The organism is Catellatospora coxensis, from assembly GCF_016862635.1.
In the GTDB taxonomy this organism is placed as follows: domain Bacteria; phylum Actinomycetota; class Actinomycetes; order Mycobacteriales; family Micromonosporaceae; genus Catellatospora; species Catellatospora coxensis.
Genome location: NZ_BONI01000063.1, coordinates 1 through 17,444 on the forward strand (window position 1 = coordinate 1; position 17,444 = coordinate 17,444).

The 17,444-nt window shown below is 72.1% G+C and carries 14 protein-coding genes; 5 read left to right on the forward strand and 9 right to left on the reverse strand.

The genetic code is table 11. From position 1 onward, the window contains the following. Positions 1-36 precede the first annotated feature (36 nt). Together Cco03nite_RS30020 and Cco03nite_RS30025 are read right to left on the reverse strand one after the other, a co-directional pair. Positions 37-987 (reverse strand): zinc metalloprotease, encoded by a 951-nt coding sequence (locus Cco03nite_RS30020; protein WP_203696186.1) that lies wholly within the window; start codon positions 985-987, stop codon positions 37-39. A gap of 202 nt (positions 988-1,189) precedes the next feature. Further along, positions 1,190-2,242: a DUF6348 family protein gene (locus tag Cco03nite_RS30025; protein ID WP_203696188.1), complete on the reverse strand. Its 1,053-nt coding sequence runs from the start codon at positions 2,240-2,242 to the stop codon at positions 1,190-1,192. 149 nt (positions 2,243-2,391) lie between these two features. On the opposite strand from Cco03nite_RS30025, the gene ligD reads away from it, so the two are divergent. After that, entirely contained in the window at positions 2,392-3,831 is a 1,440-nt protein-coding gene (ligD, locus tag Cco03nite_RS30030) for a non-homologous end-joining DNA ligase (RefSeq protein WP_203696190.1), read from the forward strand. A gap of 128 nt (positions 3,832-3,959) precedes the next feature. Here the strand turns inward: ligD and Cco03nite_RS30035 are convergent, their stop codons facing one another. After that, positions 3,960-4,493, reverse strand: a complete 534-nt coding sequence (locus tag Cco03nite_RS30035) for an EF-hand domain-containing protein (RefSeq protein WP_203696192.1) — start codon at positions 4,491-4,493, stop codon at positions 3,960-3,962. A 208-nt stretch (positions 4,494-4,701) separates the two neighbouring features. Here Cco03nite_RS30035 and Cco03nite_RS30040 point away from each other — a divergent pair, with 208 nt between their 5' ends. Beyond that, the gene (locus tag Cco03nite_RS30040) at positions 4,702-6,093 is read left to right on the forward strand and encodes an NAD(P)/FAD-dependent oxidoreductase (RefSeq protein ID WP_203696194.1); all 1,392 of its coding nucleotides are present in this window, start codon (positions 4,702-4,704) and stop codon (positions 6,091-6,093) included. 457 nt (positions 6,094-6,550) lie between these two features. On the opposite strand, the gene Cco03nite_RS30045 is transcribed toward Cco03nite_RS30040, so the two are convergent. From Cco03nite_RS30045 to Cco03nite_RS30055, 3 genes are all read right to left on the reverse strand, one after another. Continuing rightward, positions 6,551-8,008, reverse strand: coding sequence for a DHA2 family efflux MFS transporter permease subunit (locus Cco03nite_RS30045; protein WP_239167777.1), 1,458 nt, complete (start codon positions 8,006-8,008; stop codon positions 6,551-6,553). Between the two features lie 83 nt (positions 8,009-8,091). Continuing rightward, positions 8,092-8,571: a MarR family winged helix-turn-helix transcriptional regulator gene (locus Cco03nite_RS30050; RefSeq protein ID WP_203696196.1), complete on the reverse strand. Its 480-nt coding sequence runs from the start codon at positions 8,569-8,571 to the stop codon at positions 8,092-8,094. Positions 8,572-8,606: 35 nt separating this feature from the next. Beyond that, positions 8,607-9,278, reverse strand: a complete 672-nt coding sequence (locus tag Cco03nite_RS30055; protein WP_203696198.1) for an adenylate kinase family protein — start codon at positions 9,276-9,278, stop codon at positions 8,607-8,609. Between the two features lie 80 nt (positions 9,279-9,358). Here Cco03nite_RS30055 and Cco03nite_RS30060 point away from each other — a divergent pair, with 80 nt between their 5' ends. After that, complete coding sequence (locus tag Cco03nite_RS30060; protein ID WP_203696199.1) at positions 9,359-10,720, forward strand: FAD-binding oxidoreductase; 1,362 nt, start codon at positions 9,359-9,361, stop codon at positions 10,718-10,720. A 7-nt stretch (positions 10,721-10,727) separates the two neighbouring features. Beyond that, on the forward strand, positions 10,728-11,963 hold the full coding sequence (locus Cco03nite_RS30065) for an SAM-dependent methyltransferase (RefSeq protein WP_203696200.1): 1,236 nt from the start codon (positions 10,728-10,730) through the stop codon (positions 11,961-11,963). 1 nt (position 11,964) lies between these two features. On the opposite strand, the gene Cco03nite_RS30070 is transcribed toward Cco03nite_RS30065, so the two are convergent. The 3 genes from Cco03nite_RS30070 to Cco03nite_RS30080 all read right to left on the reverse strand — a co-directional run bounded on the left by Cco03nite_RS30070 (position 11,965) and on the right by Cco03nite_RS30080 (position 15,077). Further along, positions 11,965-12,429, reverse strand: coding sequence for an ATP-binding protein (locus Cco03nite_RS30070; RefSeq protein ID WP_203696201.1), 465 nt, complete (start codon positions 12,427-12,429; stop codon positions 11,965-11,967). A gap of 192 nt (positions 12,430-12,621) precedes the next feature. Further along, positions 12,622-13,728, reverse strand: coding sequence for an amidohydrolase family protein (locus tag Cco03nite_RS30075; RefSeq protein ID WP_239167778.1), 1,107 nt, complete (start codon positions 13,726-13,728; stop codon positions 12,622-12,624). Next, positions 13,716-15,077: a type I glutamate--ammonia ligase gene (locus Cco03nite_RS30080; RefSeq protein WP_203696202.1), complete on the reverse strand. Its 1,362-nt coding sequence runs from the start codon at positions 15,075-15,077 to the stop codon at positions 13,716-13,718. The genes Cco03nite_RS30075 and Cco03nite_RS30080 overlap by 13 nt, the downstream gene beginning before the upstream one ends. Before the next feature lie 217 nt (positions 15,078-15,294). On the opposite strand from Cco03nite_RS30080, the gene Cco03nite_RS30085 reads away from it, so the two are divergent. After that, entirely contained in the window at positions 15,295-17,373 is a 2,079-nt protein-coding gene (locus tag Cco03nite_RS30085; RefSeq protein WP_203696203.1) for a PQQ-dependent sugar dehydrogenase, read from the forward strand. The last annotated feature ends 71 nt before the right edge of the window (positions 17,374-17,444 follow it).

Below are 17,444 nucleotides of genomic sequence, written 5' to 3' on the forward strand. Positions count from 1 at the left end.
GGCGGGGTCCGGCGCACGCCGGACCCCGCCTTGGCGTCACGCGCGGTACGCGTTCCAGGCGTCGAGCATGCGGGTCGCCTGGCCCGCGGTGAACTCGTACATGCACGAGTCGTCGGTGTAGTCCATGAAGTTGTGGATCGGGTCCAGGCCCGGCTTGCTCTTGCAGGTGTCCAGGTTGGTCGGGCACCCGAACGCGGCGGTCTTCTCCGCCGGGGTGTCGGCGACCTGGTCGCCCTGGCCGTTGCAGCCGCCCTGGAAGGTGTGGTACAGGTTCAGCCAGTGGCCGATCTCGTGGGTTGCGGTGTCGCCCAGGTTGTACGGGCTGGCGTTGCCGCCGGGCAGCGACTCGGCGAGGATCACCGCGCCGTCGTACGACGTGATGTTCGACTGCGGGAAGGTGGCCCAGCCGAGCAGGTCCTGGCTGAGCAGGCCGGTGTAGATGTTCAGGGTGCCGGCGCCGCCCACGCGCAGCGCCGCCTTCATCGCCTTCTCCGAGTTCGAGTTGTAGACGATCGGGTACCAGGCGGCGTTGGTGACCCGGTTGATCGACTGCAGCTGGAACGCGAACGCCGTCGCCGCCCCGCCGGTGCCACCGGAGTACGCCTGGTTGAGCACGTTGATCTGGTTCGTGATCATCGAGTCCGGGATGTTGCCGTTGGCCCGGGTGCCGTCCTCGGAGATCACGTGTACGACCACCGGAATGGTGACCGTGGCCGCCGCGACAGCCGCGGCCGTGCCGGCGCGAGCCTTGCCCTTGGCCTTGAGCGCGGCTTCGAGGGCCTTCTCGTTGGCGGCCACCTGCTCGGTGGTCAGCTCGTTGGGGTCCTGCTTGGCGGAGCCGCCCGGCTTGGCCTTCGCCGCCGCGGCCGGCTCCACGCACGTCGGCGCGGGCGCCGCGGCGACGCCGACGCCCGCCCCTCCGGTGAGCGTGGACGCCGCGACGAGCGCGGTCAGCCCGAGTGTGCTGAGGGAGCGCCTCAGGTTCATCGATTCACCTCTCCTGCCCCTGGCGCGGTGGGGTTGTCCGCGCCGTTCCCATGCATGTGGGAGGGACGCTAGGGATGATCGATGGAGATCGAAATCATGTGTACGGATGGTGGCCTTGTCGCGGCCGTGTCACGGATTCGCGGTGACACTCCGATGAGGTCGGACGACACCGTGTCACGTGATCCGGGCCACGACCGGACGGTCAGGCGGGCACGAGCATCGCGAAGATGCGGAACGCGGCCATCGGCTGCGGCAGGTCGTCGCGCTGCTCGGGGACCGTCGCCATGCCGGCCGGGAACGGCTCGTTGTCGAGCAGCACCTCGTTGGTCATCAACCGGCCGTCCCGATAGCAAAGGAACACCCGCAGCCCGTGCGCCTGCCGGCTGAGCGGCATGTCGCGCAGCGCGCCCAGCACGGCGTAGAACGCGTCACCGGCCGGGGGGACGTCCTGCGCGAAAAAGTTGATCTGCGGTCCGACGCAGACGTCGAACGGGCCGGAGGGGTGCTCGTACCGCTCCCACTCGACCTGACCGGTATGGGCGGCGCGGTCCACCAGGGCGGCGAGCAGGACATGCAGGCTGCACTCGGCGAACATCGCCGTGCCGCCGTCGATGGACGCCTGCCAGGTGTCCCCGTGCGCGGCGACGCTCTCCAGCAGCCAGTCGACGGCGAGGGTGGGATGCTGCACGGCGAAGTCGAGCTGGCCCAGCACCCGGGGCGCCGGGTGGGTGATCAGGCTCGCGTCGAAGCGCAGCTCGCCCGCGTACCGGCCGCGCTCGTCCCGGCCGACGGTCAGGCCGTGGCGGGAGAGCAGCTGGGCGAACCGCACGGCGGGCGAGGGCACACCGCCGTCGCCAGGCTCCGCGGGCGGGAGCGGGTTCGGCAGGTGGGTCGCGCTGAAGACGAGGTCTTCGAGCTTCGAGTCGCGCATCTGGTTCACCACGTTCACCTCGGCGCTGCGCAGCCCGATCTCCTTCAGCTCCTCGTGGGTCGGGCGCAGGGCGCGGGACTGGGCCGCCCGGAAGACGGGGTCACTGTCGAGCCGCCGGCGCACCTCGCCTTCGACGACGTCCGGATCGAAGGTGCAGCCCCGCAGCAGGTACCGCCCGAACACGATCGGCAGGTACGTCACCAGGCGCTCGGCCAGCCAGCCGGCCACCCCCTGCTCCCGCAGCACCACGACGATCTCGTCGTCGTCCCGGTCGGGATTGTTGAGGAAGGCGGCGATCCCCACGGCCACGGCGGCGTCGAACATCCCGCGAGGATACAAGCCCTTTCGCGTACGCCCGGCCGCCCAGTCCCACGTGCAGTTTCGGGGAAAGTGCAGGCGCGACCCGCGGGGCGCGGGGGCGGAGAGTTCGTGATCGTCGGTGAGGTGGGGTCTGGCCGGGGTAGAACTGCAGTGTGGCCGACAAGCTCGCGCCGTACCGGGGGAAGCGGTCGGCGGCGCGTACGCCCGAGCCGGTGCCCGCGGCCGGGCCGGTGCCGCGCGGGCACGACGACACCTTCGTCATCCAGGAGCACCACGCCCGCGCGCTGCACTGGGACTTCCGCCTGGAGCACGGCGGCGTGCTCGTCTCCTGGGCCGTGCCCAAGGGCCTGCCGCTGGACCCGAAGGACAACCGCCTCGCGGTGCACACTGAAGATCATCCACTCGAGTACGCGGACTTCGCCGGGCACATCCCCGAGGGCGAGTACGGCGGGGGCGAGGTCTTGATCTGGGACCGGGGCACCTACGACCTGGAGAAGTGGAGCGATCGCGAGGTCAAGGTCGTGCTGCACGGGCACCGGGTGCAGGGGCGTTACGTGCTCATCCGTACCAGGGGCACCCAGTGGTTGATGCACCGCATGGACCCGGCGCCGGCCGACCGGACCGCGCCGCCCGACCTGGTCCGGCCCATGACGGCGACGCTGGGGGAGCTGCCGCCGAAGGCGCAGGACAGCCGGTACGGCTACGAGCTGAAGTGGGACGGGGTGCGGGCGGTCGTCTACGTGGAGGGCGGCCGGGTGCGCGCGATGAGCCGCAACGACCTGGACGTCACGGCGGCGTACCCGGAGCTGCGGGCGTTCGGGGAGGCGCTCGGCTCGACCACCGCCGTGTTCGACGGGGAGCTGGTGGCTTTCGACAGCTCGGGGCGGATCTCGTTCGGCGCGCTGCAGCCCCGGATGCACGTGCAGGACGCGGCGCGGGTGCGGCGGCTGGCCGCGCGGACGCCGGTGACGTACGTCCTGTTCGACCTGCTGCACCTGGACGGGCGGGACACCACGGAGCTGCCCTACCGGCAGCGGCGCGAGCTGCTGGAGGGGCTGGGCCTGTCGGGGGCGCACTGGGACACGCCGCCGTACACCGAGGGCGGCGGCCAGCGGCTGCTGGAGACCTCGCGCGAGCAGGGCCTGGAGGGCGTCGTCGGGAAGCTGCTGGACTCGGTGTACGAGCCGGGGCGGCGGTCACGAGCGTGGATCAAGGTGAAGAACCTGCGTACGCAGGAGGTCGTCGTCGCCGGGTGGCGGCCCGGCCAGGGCAGTCGCGCCGACACGATCGGGGCGCTGCTGCTGGGCATTCCCGGGCCGGACGGGTTGCGCTACGCCGGCTCGGTCGGCACCGGCTTCACCCGGCAGATGCTCGACGACCTGCGGCAGCGGCTGTCCAGGCTGGAGCGCCGGACGTCACCGTTCGCGGGCGCGCTGCCTGCTCGCGACGCGAAGGACGCACACTGGGTCACGCCGAAGCTGGTCGGCGAGGTGCGCTTCACCGAGTGGACCCGCGACGGCCGGCTGCGCCACCCGGCCTGGCGCGGCCTGCGCCCGGACAAGTCCCCGTCCGACGTCGTGCCCGAGTCCTGACCGCGGAGCGGCCCGCGCGCCGGATTCGGCCGTGACCTGGCGGTGTGCCCGCCAGGCTTCCGCGAGCCCGCTGGTGCACGTCATCGCCGCAGGTCGGCGCCCCTGCGATGTTAAGAAGGTGCCCTTCCTTAGCGGCCTAGGAGGGGGATGTCGAGGAGGCCGGCGTGGTAGTCGCGGACGGCTTGGGCCAGTTCGTCGATGCTCAGCTGGCCGTCGTGGTTCTCGTCGATCTGGTCGAAGGCTTCCTCGGCGTGGGGCTTGGTGACGCCGATGGCCTCGATCCAGCGGCGGAACTCGGCCGGGTTGACCTGGCCGTCGCCGTCGGTGTCGCACAGGTCGAGGGTGGCGCTGATGGTGGGACGCAGCACGGTGCTGAAACCGGTGTTGCCCATCAGGATGATCTCGGTCTGCGCGATGCGGTCGAACTGCTTCGCCGACAGCGTGTCCTCGGGGGCCAGGCTCGCCTTGGCGGCCAGGTACTCCCACATCGCCAGGTACGAGTCGAGCACGGCGCGGCCGCGCGGGGACTGCTCGTCCTCGCCGAACGCCGCCACGATGCGCCGGCCCTCGGCCTCGAAGTCCGACTGGTCGACGTGGCCGTTGCCGTCGGTGTCCCACAGCCGGAACCGCCGCGCGAGCCGCTCGCTCCGAACGTCCAACATGTGTCGCACCCCCTGCTCTGCCGGCGCGAGCGCCGATCCGGAACCGAAGGCCGTATGGGAACCGGTGAGCCACGCGGAACCCGAGGCCTGACAGGACACTACCAAGCGCGAGGAACCGGCGGCGCAGCGTTGCGATTCTGTGACAGAGCGTGGCGGGAACCGGTCGCGGCGGGTTTGCCGAACGCCGTTCCGGGGAATGGAGTCGGCCATGGCCCGGCCTCGCATCGTCATCGTCGGAGCGGGATTCGCGGGCTTCCACGCTGCCCGCAGCCTGGCGCGCAGCTCCCGCGGCCACGCCGACATCACGCTGGTCAACCCGGCGGACTACCTGCTCTACGTGCCGCTGCTGCCCGAGGTGATGGCGGGCCTGCTGGAGCCGCGCCGGATCGCGGTCTCGCTGGCCGCGACACTGCGCCACGTACGCCAGGTGCCCGGCATGGTCACCGCCGTCGACCTGGCGAGGCGCCGGCTCGCCTACACGGGTCCCGAGGGCGCGCGCAACGTGCTCGACTACGACCGGCTGCTGCTCACCCCGGGCAGCGTGAACCGGCTGCTGCCCATCCCGGGCGTCAACATGTACGCGCACGGGCTGCGCGGCATGGCCGAGGCGATGTTCCTGCGCGACCACATCACGCTGCAGGTGGAACTCGCCGCCCAGGCCACCGACCCGGAGGAGCGCCGGGCCCGCTGCACCTTCGTGGTGGTCGGCGCGGGCTACACCGGCACCGAGGTCGCCGCGCACGGGCAGCTGTTCACCGACGCGCTGGCCCGGTCGCTGCCCCGGCTGCGGGAACGGCCCCGCTGGCTGCTGCTGGACACCGCCGAGCGGGTGCTGCCCGAGCTGGATCCGCGGCTGTCGCGCACCGCGGCGCGGGTGCTGGCCCGGCGCGGCGTCGACGTGCGGATGCGCACCTCGGTGCGCCAGGCCGAGGCGGAGGGCGTGCAGCTCACCGACGACTCGTACGTGCCGACGCGCTCGCTGATCTGGTGTGTCGGCGTACGCCCTGACCCGCTGGTCGACGGCCTCGGGCTGCCGTCGGTGGACGGCCGCCTGATCGTCGACGAGTACCTCGCCGTGCCCGGCCACCCCGAGGTGTTCTCCTGTGGCGACGCCGCCGCCGTGCCCGACCTGACCCGCCCCGGCCAGCACACCCCGATGACCGCCCAGCACGCCGTACGGCAGGGCCGGGTCGCCGCGCACAACATCGCCGCCTCCTGCGGGGTCGGCACGCGCAAGCCGTACCGGCACCACGACCTGGGCTTCCTCGTCGATCTCGGCGGGCTCGACGCGGCCGCGAACCCGTTCGGCGTGCCGCTGTCCGGGCTGCCCGCGATGGCGGTGACCCGGGGCTACCACCTGCTCTCGCTGCCCGGCAACCGCGCCCGGGTCGCGGCCGACTGGCTGCTCGACGCGATCCTGCCCACCCCGTCCGTCCGCCTCGGCCTGGTCCCACCCCAGGCCGCCGAACTGGACCTGGCCTGCGAGCCGGTCCCCGACCCCGGCCGCCACGCCCTCTCCGCCTCACCCCAGGTCCCCGCCGGCTTCATCCCCGCCGACGGCCTCCCTGCCGACGACCGCCGCCCACCCCGCCCGGCGTAGACGTTGGCCTATCTCATCGAATTCCGTCGCCGGATTTTCGATGAGATAGGCCAACGTTTATGGAAATCGCGAGGGTCGGTTCGGTGGAGGAGGTGTCTTTCCGACTTCGCAGGGCGCGGAGCTGCGGCTGGGCCGCGGGATCGGCGCCGGGTGCCCGTGGACAGGTGCGGGTGCCCGCTGCGTTTGAGCCCGGCCAGCACCCCGAACTGCTGCCCGCCCAGCAGCTCGGATGCCTCCTGGTCGGTGAGTGGGCGGGGTGCCGGTCCAGCGCCGGGCCGGTCGTCGGCAGCGGTCTCGGTAACGGTGTCAGGAACGGTCGAGGTAGCGGTGGCAACAACGGTCGGGTTCATGGCGAGTCCTTTCGTGGTGGGGGTCGGTGCCTGGTGGTGCCGCGGGAGCCGCGCCTGCTGCCCCGTGCCGGCAGGCGCGGTTCTCGCCGCGTCGAGACGGGTGAAGGTCAGGCGGCGGCGGGCACGGCAGGCCGGTCGTCCGGCAGCCGCGCGGGCTGCCGAGACTCGCGGAGCAGGGTGTACGCGACCGCGAAGGCGGCGACCATCAGCCCGGCGCCGACGGCGTACGCGAGCCGGTAGCCGCCCGTCAGCGCCTCGGCCTGGCTCGCGCCCCCGGCCAGCGCGTGCCCGGTGTGCCCTGCGGCCAGCGTGGACAGCACCGCGACGCCGACCGCCATGCCGATCTGCTGCGTCGTGTTGAACAGGCCCGAGGCGAGGCCCGCGTCGTCCGGCCCCGCGCCGGACATGCCGAGCGTGGTCAGCGCGGGCAGCGCGAGCCCGAACCCGGCGGCCAGCAGCATGGCCGGGAGCAGGTCGGTGACGTACGAGGCGTGCACCGGGACGCGGGCCAGCAGCGCCAGCAGCACGGTCAGCAGCGCGAGGCCGGTCAGCAGCACCCGGCGCTCGCCGAAGCGGGTGTTGAGCCGGGCCGAGACACCCAGCGACACCGCTCCGATGATCAGCGCGGCGGGCAGCATCGCCAGCCCGGTCTCGCCCGCGCCGTAGCCGAGCACCTTCTGCAGGTACAGCGCGGTGATGATCTGGAACGAGAACAGCGCGGCGACCATCAGCATCTGCACCAGGTTCGCCCCGGCGACGCTGCGCGAGCGCAGGACCCGCGGCGGCATCAGCGGCCGCCGCGCGGTGGCCTGCCGGATCGCGAACGCGGCCAGCAGCAGCACCGCGACCGCGCCGGTGGCCAGCGTCGGCGTCGACGTCCAGCCGCGCTCCTCGGCCTTGACCACGGTGTAGATGCCGAGCATCAGCCCGGCGGTGACCAGCAGTGCCCCGACGGCGTCGGCTCCGGCGGACAGGCCGAGGCCGCGGTCGGCGGGCAGCACCGCGACGGCGACCGCAAGGGCGGCCACGCCGATCGGCAGGTTGATGAAGAAGATCCAGTGCCAGTCGAGGGCGTCGGTGAGCACGCCGCCGAGCACCTGGCCGAGTGAGGCCCCGGCCGCGCCGGTGAAGCTGAACACCGCGATCGCCTTGGCCCGCTCCGCCGGCGCCGGGAACAGGTTGACCAGGATGCCCAGGCCGACCGCCGCGGCCATGGCGCTGCCGACGCCCTGCAGGAAGCGGGCGGCGACGAGCAGGGCCGGGGTGTCGGCGATGCCCGCGAGCAGGGACGCCGCGGTGAACACGGCGGTGCCGGCCAGGAACAGGCGGCGGCGGCCGATCAGGTCGCCGAGCCGCCCGGCCAGCAGCAGCAGGCTGCCGAAGGCGACCAGGTACGCGTTGACGACCCAGCTCAGGCCGGCGGGGGTGAACCCGAGGTCCTGCTGGATGGCGGGCATCGCGACGGTGACGATGCTGCCGTCGAGGACGGTCATCAGCAGCCCGGTCGCGATCACCCCCAGGGCGATCCAGCGGGAGCGGGACGGAGTGGACACGGACGTGGACATGTGGTCCTCCTGTGGACGGTGCCGACAGGAGAGACCGTAGCGGATAGTTCCGTTGCAGACAATCTTTCACGGAACCGGATCGGCTACTGGCGGGCCCGCCGCACCGGCTGGGCGGACTTGTCCGGGGTGGCCAGATGCTCGGTGACCAGGCTTTCCAGGGCGCGCAGCAGGGTTTCGCGCTGGGTCGCGGGCAGCGCGGAAAGAGCCTGCTCGTGTACCCGGTCGACGATCTCCTGGCTGCGGGCGGCCATCTTCGCGCCCGCAGGGGTGACCGCGATGATCCGGGCGCGCCGGTCGGTGCTCGACGGGCGGCGCTCGGCCAGACCCGCCTTCTCCAGCGCGTCGACGGTGACCACCATCGTGGTCTTGTCCATGTCCCCGATCGCGGCGAGCTGGATCTGGGTGCGCTCCTCCTCCAGCGCGTGCACCAGCACGCAGTGCATCCGCGCGGTCAGGCCGATCTCGGCCAGCGCGGCGGCCATCCGGGTGCGCAGCACGTGGCTCGTGTGGTCCAGCAGGAAGGACAGGTCGGGGCTGGTGCGGGTGGGCGCCATCGCGGTCATGCCCGCCAGTGTACGCGGGATAGATCCGTAGCAGATTATCTGCGCCGGTCAGCCTGCGCCTTGCGCACCGGCTGGGGCAGGCCGAGCTGCTCGCGGATGGCCCGCTGCACCGCGCCCTTGGCCGCCGTGGCGTCCACGCTGATCACCAGCTCCTTGCCGCGGAACAGGTCCAGCGCCGGATCGGTCTTGGCGTGGTAGTCGGCCAGCCGGGCGGCCAGCGCCTCCTCGGTGTCGTCGGCGCGGGTGACCAGCTCGCCGCCGCACGCGTCGCAGCGGCCCTCGCGGGCCGGGCGGTGCTCGATGAGGTTGTAGTCCATGCCGCAGTTCGAGCACAGCCGCCGGGCCAGCACACGGCGGCGCACCTCGCTGTCGGGCAGGTCGAGGTGGATCACCGCGTCGACGTCGTAGCTCTCCAGGAAGAACTGGGCCTGGCGGCGGTTGCGGGGGAAGCCGTCGAGGATGAAGCCGTAGTTCCAGTCGTGCAGCGCCAGCCGGTCGCGGACCACGGTCTCGGTGGTGCTGTCGTCGACCAGCTCGCCGGCGTTCATCGCCCGGCGCACCTGCGCACCGAGCTTGGTGTGGTACTGCACGTGCCAGCGGTAGACGTCGCCGACGCTGATGTGCACCAGGTCGAAGTCGGCGGCCAGCTGCTTGGCCTGGGTGCCCTTGCCGCTGCCCTGAACGCCCATGATCACGTACTTGCGCACACATGAAGTCAATCACGGGTGGGTATCGGTGTTGAGTGATTTATGACGCCCGGCACACCGGGCGGCGGTACGTTGCGAGCGTGGGGCCATCCGTTGAGGACCATGCCGGTGCGGTACGCGCGCTGAAGGCGCAGTACCAGGCTCTGCCCCGCACAGAACCGGTACGGCTGGCCAAGCGAACGTCCAACCTGTTCCGCTTCGGCCGCGCGGACGCCGGACCCGGACTGGACGTCAGCGCCTTCGACTCGGTGATCTACGTGGACGAGACCGAGCGCACCGCCCAGGTGCAGGGCATGGTCACCTACGAGCGGCTGGTCGACGAGACGCTGCGCTTCGGGCTGATGCCGCTGGTCGTGCCGCAGCTCAAGACCATCACCATCGGCGGGGCGGTGGCCGGGCTGGGCATCGAGTCGTCGTCGTTCCGCAACGGCCTGCCGCACGAGTCGGTGCTGGAGCTGGAGATCCTCACCGGCGACGGCCGGGTGGTCACCGCCCGGCCCGACAACGAGCACGCCGAGCTGTTCCGCTCGTTCCCCAACTCGTACGGCACGCTCGGCTACGCGCTGCGGCTGACCATCGAGCTGGAGCCGGTGCAGCCGTACGTGCGGCTGCGGCACCGGCGCTTCGACAACGCCGCCGCCTGCTTCGCCGCGCTGGACGAGCTGTGCAGCACCGGCCGCGACGGCGACGCGCGGGTCGACTTCCTCGACGGCACCGTCTTCCACGGCCGGCAGATGTACCTGACCATCGGCACGTTCACCGACACCGCGCCGTGGACCAGCGACTACACCGGCCAGGAGATCTACTACCGGTCGCCGTCCCGGCGGCCCATCGACTACCTGACCGTCCGCGACTACCTGTGGCGCTGGGACACCGACTGGTTCTGGTGCTCGCGGGCGTTCGGCGCGCAGCATCCGCTGGTACGCCGCCTGTGGCCGCGCCGCTACCGGCGCTCCGACGTCTACCACCGCATCGTCGGCTTCGACCGCAGGCACGGGCTCAGCGCCCGGCTGGACAAGGTGCGCGGCCGCCCACCGCAGGAGGCGGTGGTGCAGGACGTCGAGGTGCCGGTGCGCCAGGGCCCGGAGTTCCTGGACTTCTTCCTCGACGAGGTCGGCATCACCCCGGTCTGGCTGTGCCCGCTGCGGCTGCGCGATCCCGTGCCGTGGCCGCTGTACCCGCTCAAGCCCGACGACCTGTACGTCAACTTCGGCTTCTGGTCCAGCGTCGCGCGGCGGCCCGGCCAGGCCGCGGACTTCCACAACCGGCTCATCGAGGCGCGCGTCGACGCGCTCGGCGGGCACAAGTCCCTCTACTCCACGGTGCACTACCCCCGCGAGGAGTTCTGGGAGCTCTACAACGGCCCCGCGTACGCGGCGGTGAAGGGCGAGTACGACCCCGACGGTCGGCTGCCCGACCTGTACGACAAGTGTGTTCGGTGAGGCGGAGATGGCTATTGCGAAGGTCGTCCAGGGGCTCGTCACGGGCCCGGTTCCGGTGCGGTTCTCCGCGTTCGACGGCAGCGCCGCGGGGCCGTCCGACGCGGCCGTCGGCATCGAGGTCCGCAGCGAGCGGGCGCTGTCCTATCTGGCCACCGGCCGCAACGAGCTGGGCCTGGCCCGCGCGTACGTCTCCGGTGACCTCGAGGTGCACGGCGACATGTACGAGGCGCTGGTCGCCGTCAACGGGCTGAAGCTGGACCAGTCCTGGTCGGGGCGCTATCACGCGCTGCGCGACCTGGGCGGGCTGCGGCTGCTGAACCCGCCGCCGCGGCCGCCGATGGAGGCGCGGCTGCACGGCCGCCGGCACTCCAAGGAGCGTGACCAGGCCGCGATCGCGCACCACTACGACGTGTCGAACCGGTTCTACGAGTGGCTGCTCGGCCCGTCGATGGCGTACACCTGCGCGGTCTTCCCCGACGCGGCGGCGACCCTGGAGCAGGCCCAGTTCGCCAAGCACGACCTGGTGGCGAGGAAGCTCGACCTGCAACCCGGCAAACGCCTGCTGGACGTCGGCTGCGGCTGGGGCGGCATGGTCATGCACGCGGCCCGCGAGTACGGCGTGAAGGCGCTCGGGGTGACCCTGTCCCGACGGCAGGCCGAGTGGGCGGCCAAGGCCATCGCCGAGGCGGGCCTGTCCGACCTGGCCGAGGTGCGCCACCTGGACTACCGCGACGTGCCGGTCAGCCACTACGACGCGATCAGCTCGATCGGGCTCACCGAGCACATCGGCCGCGCCCAGCTGCCCGGCTACTTCCGGTTCCTGCAGCAGCGGCTGCGCTACGGCGGGCGGCTGCTCAACCACTGCATCACCCGGCCCGACAACCGCGACCCGGGGCGTTACCGGCGCACGTTCATCAACCAGTACGTGTTCCCCGACGGGGAGCTCGAAGGCGTCGGGCACCTGATCGGCGTGATGAACGCCAACGGCTTCGAGATCCGGCACGAGGAGAACCTCCGCGAGCACTACGCGCTGACGCTGGCCCAGTGGTCGGCGAACCTGGAACGGCACTGGGAAGAGTCCATCGAGGAGATCGGGCAGAGCCGGGCCCGGGTGTGGCGGCTCTACCTGGCCGGCTGCCGGCTCGGCTTCGAGCGCGACCAGGTGCAGCTGCACCAGGTGCTGGGCGTACGCCTCGACCCGCGGGGCGGCAGCGGCATGCCGCTGCGCCCGAGCTGGCCCTGAGTCAGCGGGCCCCGGCCGGGGCCCAGATCTTCGCGGTGACCGTGGTGCCCAGCGTGCTGGAGTCGATGGTCAGCCGTTCCGAGAAGCACCGGGCGATCCACAGCCCCCGGCCGGAGGTCTGCGTGCCGGTCGGCGGCTGCCAGCCCGCCGTGTAGGGCCGGTTCACCCCCGGCCCGACATCGCTGACCTGGCAGAACACCCAGTCGGGGTAGCGTGACAGCCGCAGCCGGCCGTGCCCGTCGGCGTGCATCACGACGTTGACGACCAGCTCGGTGGTGACCAGCTCCAGCGCCCAGCCGACCGGTTCGGGCAGCCGCCACGCCTCGCCCAGCTCGTGGATGCGCTGCCGGATCCGGCGCAGGTCGATCCGCGTGAACGGCCCCTCCACGAGCACCTGGTCGTGCGGCGTCATCGGGGTGGGGCCGGTGCCGGCCTCGGGCCCGGCCGCCTCCTCGTGCTCCGGCACGGGCGGGGCGGGAGGAGGCAGCAGTTTCCGCCGGGGCCTGCGGTACGGGGTGGTACCAGCGGGGGCGCCGTAGCGCGTTCTGGCGGCGGGGTTCATGTGTCACCTCGATCCGGTGGGTGCGGCTGACCTCTGGCCCATACCCATTCCCTCACGTTTTGATCGTCTACCCGGCGGGCGGTGTGCCGGGCCCGATCAGTCCAGCCGGTAGACGCGGGCGGCGTTGCCCGCGCCGATCTGCTCGGCGATGCGCCGCGCGTCGGCCGCGCTCGCCGCGCCGTCGTCGACCGCCTCCGCCAGCACCAGCCCCAGGCTGTGCCGCAGCTGCGCGGCGGCGATCACGTACAGCTCGGGCAGGCCGTACGCGTCGGAAGAGTAGAGCAGCTTGCCGAACGGGGCCAGCTCCAGGAACTCGCCCAGCACCGCCGTGGCCCGCGCGCCCAGGTGCGGCACGGTCAGCCCCAGGTCGGCGTGCACGTGCGGGTACACCTGCGCCAGCCAGCCGGCCTGGCGGTGGTACGGGTAGCAGTGCAGCAGCACCAGGGGCACCCCGAACGGCAGCGTGGCCGCGCAGAACGGCTGCAGCAGCGCCGGGTCGGCGCGGGCCAGCGCCGCGTCCCGGTCGCCGAAGCCGGTGTGCAGCTGGACCGGCAGCCCGGCGTCGACCGCGCTCCACAGCAGGTGGCGCAGCAGCACCGGATCGGTGAGCCGCCCGCCGTCGCGCTGCCAGCGGGACGCCGCCGCGCTCACCTCGTGCGGCTCCGGCCGCGCCGGGTCCAGGTCCAGGCCGTGCCGGTACGCCGCGATCGACTTCGTCGCCACCGCCCCCGGCCGGGCCTCGTCGAGCGCCTCGGCGAACGCGGCCGCGAACCCGGCGGCGTCCGTGCCGGGCGCGACCCGCTCGGCCAGCAGCTCCAGGCGTACCACCGCATGGGTCGAGGCTCCGGCCAGCGTGCCCAGCACGTGGCGGTCCACCAGCCCACCCGCGACCGGACCGGTGTCCACCAGCAGCGCGGACAGGTTCGCGGCCCGCAGCAGCCGCGTCGCGACCTCGTCCGGCCCGAGCCGGCGCCGCCGCCGCAGGTAGTCCTCGACCGGGGCGTGCACGGGCAGGTCCAGCACCGGCGCGCACCAGCGCCGCAGCGCCAGACCCACCCTGCTGTCCAGGTAGGACGTGCCGGGCGCGGCCGGCTCGTCCGCCTCCGTGCACCACAGCTCGAACGCCGCGTCGTCCAGCGGAGCCGTGGTGATCGCATGGCAGTGCCCGTCGATCAGCGGCAGGTCCGCGGTCAGTACCGCCATCGCACCGCCGCCACCAGGTCGGACGGGCTGAGCCTGCCGAGGGTGTCGGCCTCGGCGCGGTGCACCGCGCCGAACGCGTCGAGCAGCGGCTCGCCGAGCATCGCGACCAGGCCCGCGTCGGCGCGCAGGCGCTCGGCCGCCAGCGCGGGGGAGTCCGGCAGCCGGGGCGGGCGGCGGGCCTCGGCCAGCGTGAACGGGTCGACCCGCACCTCGTCGGGCAGCCGCATCCCGGCCCCGGCGGCGTCGGTGGCCAGTGCGCACACCGCCCCCGCCACCAGGTACGGGTTCGCCGACGCGTCCACGCACTTGATCTCGGCGTTGGCGGCGGTGTCCCGGCCGCCGGACGCGCCGGTGACGAAGCGCAGCGCCGCCTCCCGGTTCTCGTGCCCCCAGCACTGGTAGGCCCCGGCCCAGCGCTGCGGAGCCTGCCGCAGCGCGCTGGCCGGGCTCGGCGCGCCCAGCCCGGCCAGCGCGGGCAGCCGCTGCAGCACCCCGGCCAGCACCGACTCCCCGCGCCGGGTCATCCCGTACGGGCCGTCGCCGCCCGCGAACAGGTTCACCCCGCCGGCCCAGACCGAGAAGTGCAGGTGCATGCCGTTGCCGACCTGCTCCGCGACGGCCACCGGGGCGAACGAGGCGCGCAGCCCGTGGCGGAACGCCAGCGCCCGGATCGTCTCGCGCACCAGCACCACGCGGTCGGCGGCGGTGACCGGGTCCGCGTGCGCGACGGACACCTCCAGCTGCCCCGGGCCGTACTCGGGATGGAACTGCTCCACGGCCACCCCCTGCGCGGCCAGCGCGGCGAGCAGGTCCCGGCCGAAGTCCGCGAGCTCCGCCAGCCGCGCCATGCCGTACGCCGGACCGTCGCCCGCGGGCGTGCCGTCGGGCCGGGCCAGCAGCCACTCGATCTCGAAGGCCATGCGCAGGTGCAGTCCGGCCGCGTGGGCGCGCTCGACCATGCGTTTGGCGAACAGCCGCTGGTCCACCGGGTACGGCTCGCCGTCCTGGGTCCAGCGGTCCACCGGCGCCCAGGCCCAGCCGGGCATCGCGCCGAGCACGGTCAGCGCGTCCAGGTCGGGGTGCAGCCGCAGGTCGCCGACCGGACCGCCGATCAGGTCACCGGCCGTTATCGCGTCGTCGACGCAGAACACGTCGTGCACCGGCGACATGCCCACACCCCAGGCCGCGGCATGGTCGAGGCGCTCGGTCGGCACCGATTTGACCCGGGTCACCCCGGCGTTGTCGACCCAGGTCAGGGCGACGGCATGGATGCCCGCGGAGACCAGCCGTGCGGCGGCGGCCCGTGCGGCGGCACCGCGCGCGTCGCGGTCCAGCACGGGCTCCCACATGCCTGAATTCTCGCTGCACGGCCCGGACCCCGCGCCGTGGACGGCCGAAATAGAACGCGCCGGCGGTCCGGGCGGCTGGGATGACACGAGGCCTGATAAACGGACAAAAAGGCCGCAAATTGTAATAATGGGCGTGTAATACACAACAGCCCCCAAAAGTCTCTGTACCCTCGCCGAGTTGCGTGAGGTGACGACACGACCCCGGGGGACAGCCCGCATGAACGCTCGCAAGATCGCGCTCGCCGGCGAGTCCATCCTGGTCGCGGTCCTGCTCACCATCATGGGCGTGGTCGCCGCGTGTGAGCACACCGGCGGCCCCGTGCTGCCCGCCACGTCGGCCCCGCTCGGCCCGGTCATCACCGAACCCGAGAGCGACGGCCAGCTGCTCAGCGGCGCGGACGTGCACATGGAGACCAGCCCCATGCAGGACGTCGACGCGGGCAGCGAGCACGTCTGCACCGACTGGGAGATCTGGACGGCGCAGCCGCACGAGCGGGTCTGGTTCGCCGGCTGCATCGGCGGCGTGCAGAAGACACACACCCACTTCGGCGACGGCGTCTTCGAGAACTCCTTCGCCCAGCGCCGTGACCTGCCCGGCGACCGCGACTACGAGCTGCGGGTGCGGCACAAGGACAGCAGCGGCAACCCGGCGACGGAGTGGAGCCCGTACACCTCGCGGCCGTTCCGCACGGACAAGGAGCGCAAGCCGCTGCCCGGTGCGCCGCAGTGGGTGGTGGCCCAGCCCGGGTACAAGGTCGAGGAGGTGGCGTCGGGTTTCGAGCTGCCGGTGAACATCGCGATGGTGCCCTCGCACGCCGTCGCGCCTGACAAGCCGATGTTCTACGTCACCGAGCTGTACGGCACCATCAAGGTGGTTCGCGGCGACCTGAAGGTCGGGGTGTACGCGAAGAACCTGCTCAACTGGAACCCGTACGCGGACTTCCCCGGCACCGGCGAGATCGGCCTGACCGGGGTGGTCGTCGACCCGGCGACCGGCGACGTGTTCGCCAGCATGCTGTACCAGGCCGGGGCGGAGTACTTCCCGAAGGTCGTGCGCATCCACAGCGAGGACGGCGGCCTGACCGGCAAGACCGTCACCACCGTCCTGGACCTGAAGGACGATCCGCTGGTCGCCTCGCACCAGATCTCCAACCTGACCATCGGGCCGGACGGCAAGCTGTACATCCACATCGGCGACGGGTTCGTGCCGAAGAGTGCCCGCGATCTCACCGACGCCCGGGGCAAGGTGCTGCGGGTCAATCTGGACGGCTCCGCGCCCGAGGACAACCCGTTCTACGACCCGGCGGACAAGAGCGCCGTCAAGGATCTGGTCTGGGCATCCGGGTTCCGCAACCCGTTCGGCGGGGCCTGGCGGGCCGCGGACGGCCAGCACTACTCGGTGGAGAACGGCTCGACCAACAACGACCGGCTGGCCCGGATCGTCAAGGGCGGCGACTACGGCTGGAACTCGAACACCTCCAGCCTGAAGAAGAAGGCGCTCTACAACTGGGCGCCGACGCATGCGCCGGTCGGCATCACCTTCATCCAGAAGGAGGGCAACCAGACCGCCGGGTTCCCGGACACGAAGCTCGGCAACGCGTTCGTGTCGGAGAGCGGCCCCACCTACGGCACCGGCCCGCAGCTGCGCGGCAAGCGCATCGTGGAGTTCACCTTCGCCAAGGACGGCTCGGTGTCCAAGCCCAAGACCCTGGTCGAATACAACGGGTACGGCAAGACGACGGTCGCCGGTATCGCCGCCGGCCCGGACGGGCTGTACTTCTCCGGGCTCTACCCCGACCAGGGCTACAACCCGATCCTGTCCACCGCGAAGATCTACCGTGTGCGGTACGCGCCGCAGGCCGCCGGGGCCAAGCCGAAGCCGGTCGCCGCGAAGGAGTCCTGCACCGACGGCGACCTGCAGGTGATCGCGCGAGCGTCGAAGACCGAGGTCAAGGGCGGCACCCCGATCGGCTTCACGTTGGTGATCAAGAACCTGTCCAAGCACACCTGCAACCGCGACATCGGGGCCGACGCGCAGGAGCTGTTCCTGATGCACGGCACGGACAAGGTCTGGTCGTCCGACCACTGCGGTGCGCCGAAGGGCAAGCAGGTCACCGCGCTCGCCGCGGGCCGGGAGATGGTGTTCACCGTGCCCTGGAACGGCAAGTCCAGCAGCTCCTGCGCCAAGAACCAGGTGCGGGTGGCCACCGGGCCCGTGCCCGCGGCAGGGTCCTACCAGCTGTTCGCGAGGGTCGGCACCGACCGCAGCGCCCCGGTCTCCATCAAAATCAAGTAAGGCTGGTCAGTAAGAAAACTACATACATTCAACGAGTTCGGTAGACATCTTTCTTTGATCTACCGAACGTC

Coding starts and splice junctions, on each gene's coding strand:
- Cco03nite_RS30020 (WP_203696186.1), bottom strand. CDS start 987: ATGAACCTGAGGCGCTCCCTCAGCACACTCGGGCTGACCGCGCTCGTC.
- Cco03nite_RS30025 (WP_203696188.1), bottom strand. CDS start 2,242: ATGTTCGACGCCGCCGTGGCCGTGGGGATCGCCGCCTTCCTCAACAAT.
- Cco03nite_RS30035 (WP_203696192.1), bottom strand. CDS start 4,493: ATGTTGGACGTTCGGAGCGAGCGGCTCGCGCGGCGGTTCCGGCTGTGG.
- Cco03nite_RS30040 (WP_203696194.1), top strand. CDS start 4,702: ATGGCCCGGCCTCGCATCGTCATCGTCGGAGCGGGATTCGCGGGCTTC.
- Cco03nite_RS30045 (WP_239167777.1), bottom strand. CDS start 8,008: ATGTCCACGTCCGTGTCCACTCCGTCCCGCTCCCGCTGGATCGCCCTG.
- Cco03nite_RS30050 (WP_203696196.1), bottom strand. CDS start 8,571: ATGACCGCGATGGCGCCCACCCGCACCAGCCCCGACCTGTCCTTCCTG.
- Cco03nite_RS30065 (WP_203696200.1), top strand. CDS start 10,728: ATGGCTATTGCGAAGGTCGTCCAGGGGCTCGTCACGGGCCCGGTTCCG.
- Cco03nite_RS30075 (WP_239167778.1), bottom strand. CDS start 13,728: ATGGCGGTACTGACCGCGGACCTGCCGCTGATCGACGGGCACTGCCAT.
- Cco03nite_RS30080 (WP_203696202.1), bottom strand. CDS start 15,077: ATGTGGGAGCCCGTGCTGGACCGCGACGCGCGCGGTGCCGCCGCACGG.
- Cco03nite_RS30085 (WP_203696203.1), top strand. CDS start 15,295: ATGAACGCTCGCAAGATCGCGCTCGCCGGCGAGTCCATCCTGGTCGCG.